8 protein-coding genes are annotated in these 8,779 nt (G+C 60.8%); 6 read left to right on the top strand and 2 right to left on the bottom strand.

The window, feature by feature from the left end; genetic code table 11:
• The coding region (locus RIFP1SYM_RS18370; RefSeq protein ID WP_240992134.1) for a hypothetical protein at positions 1–254 on the bottom strand (254 nt) is incomplete at its 3' end.
• On the opposite strand from RIFP1SYM_RS18370, the gene RIFP1SYM_RS14640 reads away from it, so the two are divergent.
• The 6 genes from RIFP1SYM_RS14640 (at position 238) to murI (ending at position 6,741) form a co-directional block, all read left to right on the top strand.
• Complete coding sequence (locus tag RIFP1SYM_RS14640; RefSeq protein WP_005966184.1) at positions 238–1,737, top strand: HDOD domain-containing protein; 1,500 nt, start codon at positions 238–240, stop codon at positions 1,735–1,737. The two genes, RIFP1SYM_RS18370 and RIFP1SYM_RS14640, sit on opposite strands and share 17 nt — an antisense overlap.
• Before the next feature lie 648 nt (positions 1,738–2,385).
• Positions 2,386–2,985, top strand: coding sequence for a TatD family nuclease-associated radical SAM protein (locus tag RIFP1SYM_RS14635; RefSeq protein WP_005966183.1), 600 nt, complete (start codon positions 2,386–2,388; stop codon positions 2,983–2,985).
• Positions 2,986–2,988: 3 nt separating this feature from the next.
• The gene (gene mnmL / locus RIFP1SYM_RS14630; RefSeq protein WP_005966175.1) at positions 2,989–3,900 is read left to right on the top strand and encodes a tRNA modification radical SAM protein MnmL/YtqA; all 912 of its coding nucleotides are present in this window, start codon (positions 2,989–2,991) and stop codon (positions 3,898–3,900) included.
• A 67-nt stretch (positions 3,901–3,967) separates the two neighbouring features.
• A complete protein-coding gene (gene ubiU, locus RIFP1SYM_RS14625) occupies positions 3,968–4,963 on the top strand; it encodes a ubiquinone anaerobic biosynthesis protein UbiU (RefSeq protein ID WP_005966173.1) in 996 nt (331 codons plus the stop codon).
• Positions 4,964–4,984: 21 nt separating this feature from the next.
• Entirely contained in the window at positions 4,985–5,890 is a 906-nt protein-coding gene (locus RIFP1SYM_RS14620) for a U32 family peptidase (RefSeq protein ID WP_005966171.1), read from the top strand.
• 56 nt (positions 5,891–5,946) lie between these two features.
• A complete protein-coding gene (gene murI / locus RIFP1SYM_RS14615; RefSeq protein WP_005966169.1) occupies positions 5,947–6,741 on the top strand; it encodes a glutamate racemase in 795 nt (264 codons plus the stop codon).
• 24 nt (positions 6,742–6,765) lie between these two features.
• On the opposite strand, the gene RIFP1SYM_RS14610 is transcribed toward murI, so the two are convergent.
• A partial coding sequence (locus RIFP1SYM_RS14610; RefSeq protein WP_240992133.1) for a hypothetical protein occupies positions 6,766–8,779 on the bottom strand: 2,014 nt, incomplete at its 5' end.

Below are 8,779 nucleotides of genomic sequence, written 5' to 3'. Positions count from 1 at the left end.
GCCCGGCAGCCAGCTTTGAGAATGGCCGCTGCGCCTTGCGCAAAGCCCGCGTTACTCAGCCAGGATAGTTCGCCTGGCCCGAAAAACTCCGATTCTAACACTCCCCACCAGCAGCCGGAACTCTCCTGCGAGTTGAATTCCGTCGCCTCTCCGCCCATAGCCGCGATAAAGATCCCGCTTCCTCGGCCGACCCTAGTGGTGGAAACCAATAACCATACTGACTGGTGACCTTCATCCATGTCCGATGCGCTCAACAGTTGGCTCACCCGACTCGCCAACAAACCTCTGCCCGCACTGCAACGCACCCTGACACGGGTCCGCGATCTGCTGAATAAGCCAAACGCAAGCCACAGCACCTTTGCTGCTGTGGTGCAGTACGACCCGGGCTTCAGCCTCTACCTGTTCCAGCAACTCAACCGGCAACCCAACAGACCCAGAGAACCGATCTGCAACATCCATAACGCCCTGCCGCTGATCGGCATGGGCCTGCTGGAGCGGGCTGTGATCGAGCTCACTCCGCTCGAATCACAACTCAAAGGCCCGGCAAGACGCGGATTGCTCGGCTGTTACAGCCGCGCTGCCCATGCGGCGATCTATGCCGAGAGCATCGCACAGCGCCAGGGACAGAGACACCCCAAGGATTTTGCCACCGCCGCCCTGCTCCACGAGCTCGCCGAGATGTCACTCTGGTTGGCAGCCCCGGAGCAACTCAGAGATATGGGGCAGGCAATCTCCCGCGGGGATGGCCGGGAAGATGCTGCGCTGGAGACCTTTGGTTTCACTCTGGAGGCACTTAACCTGGCCTTGGGTGGCCGCTGGGAACTACCCGAGTTAGTGCAAGAGTCGCAGAGGCTGTTTAACAGTTTCCAGCCCAAGGCACTAAGCGTGATGCTGTGTATCGCCCTGGCCCGCAGCAGTGCAGAGAGCTGGAGCGGAGAGGAGACCCAGGAGAATATCGAGCTACTGGGGGAATTTCTGAATATCCCTGAAGCGAAGGCCCAGGCCCTAAGCCACCAGATAGCGGTCGCGGCAGCCCATGAACTCTACACGCTACCACTCCCGCTAACGGCTTTCAGTCTGGCCAGGGCCGTTGCAACTGCGGCAAGCAGACCAGCCAAAGCTCAGCACCCAACACCCAAACAGCCCCCCCGGTTGAAGCAAACAGGCATTGAAGCGACCAAGCCAGCTCCAACACCCCAAGCCGTAAAGAGAGCCCCGCCGCCGGCCGCACCACGCACAACACCACCCACCCCGCCTGCCAAACCGACCCCTACAAAGCCCGCCAAGGCACGCCCCAACCCCCTGCAAACCATCATCGCCGACAGCATGCGGGAGCTGAAACAGCGCCATGGCATGCAACGGATCATGTTCTCCATGCTCACCCCCGACCGCAAACAGCTGAAGGCACGTTTTGTGATCGAAACCGGCCAGCAGCCCTCGCTGAAAGACTTTCAAGCGCCGCTGACCCAGACCAACATCTTTACTCTGCTACTGCAGAAACCACAGCCACTCTGGCTCAGGCCCGACAACATGACCAAATACCTGCCGCTGATCCCGGAACAAGCAATCAGTGTACTGGGTGGCAGAGAGTGCCTAATGATGTCGATCTTCTTCGGCGACAAACCGATCGGGGTACTCTACGCCGACAAGGGCTCAGAGAAGAGCAGCCTGAGCGTGGAGCAGTTCGCCAACTTCAAGGCACTCGGTATCCGCTCGATGAAACAGTTGCGTAGGTGAAGCTTTCCGCTGGTTACCTCATGAGAATCAATCGAGTCCGACCCGAATGGCACTAAGGAGCCTCTGAATAAGTTTGGGCCGTACAGATTGCTGATGAAAATGCCCTGATTTGAGGTGCACATCGCACGTAATAGCCAGCTATTGCGAAAGTTTGCAAGGAAAAAGCAGCGTATTTTGGCAGCAAGATGTAGGTCCATGACTTGCTCAGAGGCTCCCTAAGCTAAGGGGGTTTAGCTGCGGTACGGGATCTCTTTCATTTCATGTCGTGGGCCGTTAGAAGCGGAAAAGGTTTGGGTCTTCGTTTGACGCACCGAGGGTCTCGCCGGTCCGGTCGTAGCGTGAGGATATGGGCGGCTTGCATTCAAGCTCTTCCTGTCATCTGACAACAAGCTTGCCTTTATGCAAACCACGCTGACACAAAGACGGAAAAGCAGACCAGAAAGGAAGGCGCTTGCTGCATCGTAGATCGATGCGGTAACTCTTCACCCTCCCTACAGGGCCGCATCATCATAGTGACATCGCTGTTTGTGTCGACGCCAAAAACCAGACGCAGCGCAAGGATTTTACCGGATAGCGATTGACCCAGATCATTTGCACACCCCCAGTCCCGGCTAGAATGAAGCGGTTTTCACTGTCAGACTGAAGCAAGTGCCGCAACAGATCGCCTACCAGATCAACAACAGACTCTATCTCAGTATCACCGACCGCTGCACCCTGGAGTGCGCTTTCTGCCCAAAGACCCAAGGCAACATGCAGGTCAAAGGCTACGACCTGACACCAGATCACCGCCCTGAGGCCGAAGAGATCATCGCCGCCATCGATGACCCAAAGGCTTACGATGAGGTGGTGTTCTGCGGTTTTGGTGAACCAACACTGCGCCTCAACGTGCTGCTGAAGGTGGCTCGTAACATTAAATCGCGGGGTGGCCGGGTACGGGTTAACACCGACGGGCTTGCCAATCTTGTGCACAAAAACGACACTCTGCCAGCGCTGAGCGAGTGCGTCGATGCCATCTCGGTATCGATGAACGGCCAGAACGAAGAAGTCTACGAACGCCACTGCCGCCCCAACCTGCCCGGCTCGTTTGAGGCGATGCTCAAGTTCATCGAGGACGCCAAGGCTCACATCCCCCAAGTCACCGCCACCGCAGTAAACGGTTTGGAGGGGCTCGACATCGACGCCTGCCGAAAGCGGGCCGAGGCGCTTGGGGTGGAATTTCGCCAACGCGAGCTGGACCGGGTCGGCTAATCGATGACCCTGGCACAGCAGGCCCCAACCTTCGGCCAATATCTGCTCCAGCGTTACGGTGAGCGGGTCCACAAGGTCGCCATCGACGCCGCCTTCACCTGTCCCAACCGAGACGGCAGCAAGGGTATCGGCGGCTGCACCTTCTGCAACAATGTCTCCTTCAGTCCGAACGGTCGCCAGCCCAAGTCGATCGCAGAACAGATCGCAGCGGGGCGGCGGGTGGTCCGCAAACGCACCGGGGCGAAAAAATACCTCGCCTACTTCCAGGCCTACACCAACACTTATGGCGATCTGCAGCAGCTAAAGTCCCTCTACGACAGTGCCCTGGCCGAGCCCGACGTGATCGGTCTGTCGGTGGGTACCCGCCCCGACTGCGTGCCACCGGCGGTACTCGATCTGCTGGCCGGCTACCAGGCGCAAGGCTATGAGATCTGGCTGGAGCTGGGGCTACAGTCCGCCTTCGATACCACGCTGCAGCGAGTCAACCGAGGCCACGGTTTTGCTGAATACCAGGAGAGCGCCAGCGCGGCCAGGGCACGGGGACTAAAGCTCTGCACCCATCTGATCGCCGGTCTGCCTGGAGAGCAGGCGAGCCACTGCCACGAGTCCCTGCGGCAGGTGCTGGAGGTCGGCACCGATGGCCTCAAGCTGCACCCGCTGCATGTGGTCAAGGGCACCCAGCTGGCCAACCAGTGGCGACGCGGCGAGTACACGCCGCTCACCCTGGAGAATTACATCCAGATCGCTGCCGACCTGGTGGAGATGGCGCCAGCCGGGGTAGTCTGGCACCGCCTCACCGGCACCGCCTCCCGGGATATCCTGCTGGCACCGGAGTGGTGCGCTGAGAAGTGGCGGGTGCTCAACGGCATCGAGCAGGAACTGCGCCGGCGGCGCACCGACCGCAAGGTGGCATAAGCGCCGCAGCACAGATATCTAAGATAGTCGCGGCCTGGTCCGCGCCAGCACGTTTGAGGAATCCACTATGGAACTGGTCTGCCCGGCAGGTAATCTGCCCTCCCTGAAGGCCGCTGTCGACAACGGAGCCGATGCGGTCTATATCGGCCTGCGCGACGACACCAACGCACGCCACTTCCCCGGCCTCAATTTCAACCAGAAGCGCGCCAGCGATGGCATCGCCTATGCGCGGCGCAAAGGGGTACGGGTGTTCATGGCGATCAACACCTACCCGCGCCCGGATGGCTGGCAACGCTGGCAGCAGGCGGTGGACAGCGCCGCTGATCTGGGTGTCGATGCGCTGATCTGCGCCGATATCGGCGTACTCGACTACGCCTCCAGCCGTTGGCCCGATCTCAATCTGCACCTCTCAGTGCAGGCCTCTAGCACCAACTACGAGGCGTTGCGTTTCTATCACGACCACTTCGGCATCAAGCGGGCGGTGCTGCCGCGGGTGCTGTCGCTGCCCCAGGTCAAGCACGTAGTCGACAACAGCCCGGTGGGAATCGAGGTGTTCGGCTTCGGCAGCCTCTGCGTGATGGTGGAGGGGCGCTGTATCCTCTCCTCCTACGTCACCGGCGAGTCGCCCAACACCCAGGGCGCCTGCTCCCCGGCCAAGTATGTGGAGTGGAAGGATGGCCCGCAGGGGATGGAGTCACGCCTCAACGGCGTGCTCACCGACCGCTACCAAGAAGGTGAGCAGGCGGGCTACCCGACCATCTGCAAGGGACGTTTCGAGGTCGGCGACAATACCTTCTACGCGATCGAGGAGCCGACCTCGCTCAACACCCTGGAGCTACTGCCTGAGCTGATGGCCGCCGGAGTGGAGGCGATCAAGATCGAGGGCCGGCAACGCAGCCCAGCCTATGTGGCCCAGGTGGCGCAAGTATGGCGTCAGGCGATCGACAGCTGCCAGCGCGATCCTGAAACCTACCAGGCAAACCCGGCCTGGAACGCCACCCTCGGCAACGTCTCCGAAGGCACGCAGACCACCCTCGGCCCCTACCACCGCCCCTGGCAGTAACTCCCGCGGAATTATCCTGACATGAGCTCCAGCATGAAACTCTCCCTCGGTCCCGTACTCTACTTCTGGTCCCGCGACGATCTGTTCACCTTCTACGAGGAGGTGACGGAGATGCCGGTGGATATTGTCTATCTCGGCGAGACGGTCTGCTCCAAACGGCGCAGCCTTAGCACCGCTGATTGGATCGAACTCGGCGAGCGGCTGAGCCAGGCCGGCAAACAGGTGGTGCTCTCCACCCTGGCGCTGCTCGAGGCAGAGTCGGAGATGAAGACCCTGCGACGCATCTGCGACAACGGCCAGTTCATGGTCGAGGCCAATGATATTGGCGCAGTGCAGCTGCTATCGAGCGCCGGCCTGCCGTTTGTCACCGGACCGCTGGTCAATATCTACAACCCCCGCACTCTCAACCTGCTGGCGAAACAGGGGCTGAAGCGCTGGAGTCTGCCACTGGAGCTCTCCCGTGAGACTCTGAAGCAGATGCAGGCGGAGCGGCCGGAGGGGGTCGAGACCGAGGTCTTCGCCTTCGGCCGCCTGCCGCTGACCCTCTCGGCGCGCTGCTTCACCGCCCGCTCCCACAACCTACCGAAAGACGACTGCGACCTGAAGTGCATCGACTACCCGGACGGCCGCCTGCTCTCCACCCAGGAGAGCGAACCCTTCCTGGTGCTCAACGGCATCCAGACCCTCTCCGCGCTCAGTTGTGATCTGCTGCCGGAGGTCCCGGCCATGCAACAACTCGGGGTGGATGTGCTGCGCATCAGCCCACAGTACCGCCACACCGGTCGCATCGTCGATGCCTTCAGCAAGGCCATCGCCGGTGAGACAGCCGCCAACCTGGCTGCGCTGACCCCGCTCGGTACCTGTGACGGTTACTGGCAGGGTGAGGCCGGCATCCACAACAGCCTGAAAGCAGCCCGGCAGGTCTAGTCAGACACCGCATATGGGGTAGAATTCTGGCTCCCCATCTGCAACACGGTGCCTTAATGGATCCAACCCGCCCCATCGGTATCTTCGACTCCGGTATCGGTGGTCTCTCCGTATTGCGCCACATCCGCGAACAGCTCCCCGCTGAGGATCTGTTCTACGTCAGCGACAGCGGCCACCTCCCCTACGGTGCCAAAGGCTCCGATTTTGTTGCCCAGCGCGCCCAGCAGATCACCCGCTTTCTCATCGCACAGGGCGCCAAGACGATCGTCATCGCCTGCAACACCGCCACCGCCGCTGCGGTGGCCAGTCTACGCCAGCAACACACGCTACCGATCATCGGCATGGAACCTGGTCTGAAACCAGGGATCGCTGCCAGCCGCAATGGCGTGGTGGGAATACTCGCCACCGAGGGCACTCTCGGCAGCGCCAAGTTCCGCGACTTGCTAAGGCGCCACGGAGAGGGTGCAAGGGTGATCATCCGCCCCTGTCACGGCTGGGTCAGGCAGGTTGAATCCACAGACCTCAGCGGACCACGGGCACTCAAGGTGGTTGCGGAGGAGATCCAACCGTTGATCGATCAAGGGGTCGATAGCCTGGTGCTCGGCTGTACCCACTTCCCTTTTCTGCACCAGGCGATCCGCCAAATGGTGCCTGCCAAAACACACATCATCGACACCGGCCCGGCGGTGGCCAAAGAGCTGAAACGACGTCTTGTGGAACAGGGGCTGCTGAGACGCAGCACTGAGGGCGAGGTGCGCTGTTGGTGCAGCGGCGAGATTGCACAAACCAAGTATCAGGTCGAGCGGCTCTGGCGGCCGGGCTGCCCCGTACTGCCATTGCCGGTAGAGTGATCCCTCACTCTACCGGCAATCAGGCTACAGACCGGATTCAAAGGCGCCAATATCGGGTGCCTGACCGCTCCACTCGCGGCACTCCCCATCGCCAGGCCCCGGTTCGGGACAGTGGATAGCGGAGAGATGGACACCGGCATCGATCAGAGCTGAACCGGCTGGGGGTGTGAAGGCGCTGCGGAACTGGTTGTGCATGTAGGCCCAGCGTTCGCGGATGCTGATGCCTTCCGGCAGATCCAGGTTGGGCACGAATCGAGAGAGCCCCCCCGAGACCTCAGAGTTGGCCTGGTGGCTCATATTGCTGCCGTAGGTAAAATCACTATCGCCCCAGGCCACACTGTTGACCACCTCACCCGTTGCCGAGGCCCCCATGAAATTGTGGCTGCCCGCTCCCGTCGCCAGGATATGATAGGCATTGGCCGCACCCCGCAGTTCAAAGCCCCGCAAAGGACACTCATTGGGCGAGCAGTGCTCCGGGCTGCCGGTACCCAGCGAGACACAACCGAGATAGGTATTGGCGTTATCTGCCTGGTCTTCACCACGCAAGATCTTATAGTTGCGCTGTCCCGCCGGACCGTTGTCGAAGGAGATCAGGCCCTGGTAGAGCGACTCTGACATAGAGAAGTCGAAGCCGTCGTCCGCATTGTGCCAGACGATCACCTCCACCACCTTGTTGCGGCGACAGACGTTGCTTGAGAGATTGTCGGAGCAAAACTTGGATGCCCCCATGCCGTCTGAGTTACCACCGCCGCCAGGATCACCCGGCACCTCAGGGGACTTACGACCATCTGAATACCTACCGTTGTGGTGGGAGATGACCCTATAGACCAGGTTCTCGTTAATCGGTACCGACTGATCATCCGGCCGAATCATTACACCGCCACCATGGGCGCTGTGAGCAAACTCAGAGTAGCGCAGGGTATTGTGGCTGCCGCGGATGCGAAACAGGGAGTACCAGCCGTGATGGGCGTAGATCTCTTCCACCAGGGCGCCGCTCACATCCTTGTTGAAACCGGCACACTCGTAGGGACACTCACGGATCTCGAACTGGCGCACTGTGACATCATCGGCGGCGATGCGCAGTAGTGTGGTGCGCTCATTGGACTGGGCATCATAGGGAAACCCTGCACCCTCTATCACCGGGCGCTCATCGCCATACCCCGCCAGGGTCAGCCCCTGTACGTCGATAACCACCTCATCGGAGGAGGCAACAGGGTAGATACCACTGCGCACCAAGACTGTCTGGCCAACCTGGGCAACGGCAATGGCATCGCGGATACTGGGGTAAGCATCGCCATCACTGCCGGAGCAGTTGCGTTTGGCGATCGAATAGCTAGCGCAGTCGCCGGACAGCTGTATATCAACATACAAGGTCTCACCGCTGTTTCCAGCCGAAGAGCCGGCACCGCCCCCGGATGAGCCACTGCTCGTGCTGCTGCCGCTCTCACCGGATGAACCACCAGTGGGGGCATTACCTGAAGAGCCACCAGCCGTGGTACTGCCACCACCCCCGCTTGATGTGACGCCACCTCCAGTCGAGGTGCTGGCGAAAGCAACCTCGCTTCCGCCAGCCGAACTGCCACCACCACTACTGTTGATATCACTTCCAGCGTTACTGTTGCCAGCGGTGGTTTCACTACTGTTGGAACCGGTGCTGCTGCCAGTTGACTCGCTACTGGTGTTGGAACTGTTACTACCGCTCAAACTACCGCTGGCCACCTGATTGACCTGCTCGACACCGCTGTTGTTGCTGTTAGCGACGATGGAAATGGTCTGATCTAGGCCGTTGCTCAGCGAGCTGTCGACCCCGGCGTTGCTGAGTGCCTCGCCGGTATTGCCCGCAGTGCCATCCTGCAGCCCGCTCAGCAGGCTCAGCAGATCGCCCAGCGGGATGTTCGGGTCGATCGCCTGGGCGGCGGCCAAGGCCGCCTGAGCCTGGCTGAGCATCAGGCTGTTCACGTTGACCTCGCTCACCGAGCGGCGTACTGAACGATCAGCGGTGCTGAGCACCCGGTTGATGGCGCTATCCAAGGCAGCA

It is taken from the genome of endosymbiont of Riftia pachyptila (vent Ph05), assembly GCF_000224455.1.
Taxonomy (GTDB): domain Bacteria; phylum Pseudomonadota; class Gammaproteobacteria; order Chromatiales; family Chromatiaceae; genus Endoriftia; species Endoriftia persephonae.
The sequence above is the reverse complement of the archived record's forward strand: the minus strand, read 5'-3'. Positions and strand labels throughout refer to the sequence as shown.

Excerpts from the sequence above, each read along its gene's own strand:
- RIFP1SYM_RS14640 (WP_005966184.1), top strand. The coding sequence starts at position 238 with ATGTCCGATGCGCTCAACAGTTGGCTCACCCGACTCGCCAACAAACCT.
- mnmL (WP_005966175.1), top strand. The coding sequence starts at position 2,989 with ATGACCCTGGCACAGCAGGCCCCAACCTTCGGCCAATATCTGCTCCAG.
- ubiU (WP_005966173.1), top strand. The coding sequence starts at position 3,968 with ATGGAACTGGTCTGCCCGGCAGGTAATCTGCCCTCCCTGAAGGCCGCT.
- RIFP1SYM_RS14620 (WP_005966171.1), top strand. The coding sequence starts at position 4,985 with ATGAGCTCCAGCATGAAACTCTCCCTCGGTCCCGTACTCTACTTCTGG.
- murI (WP_005966169.1), top strand. The coding sequence starts at position 5,947 with ATGGATCCAACCCGCCCCATCGGTATCTTCGACTCCGGTATCGGTGGT.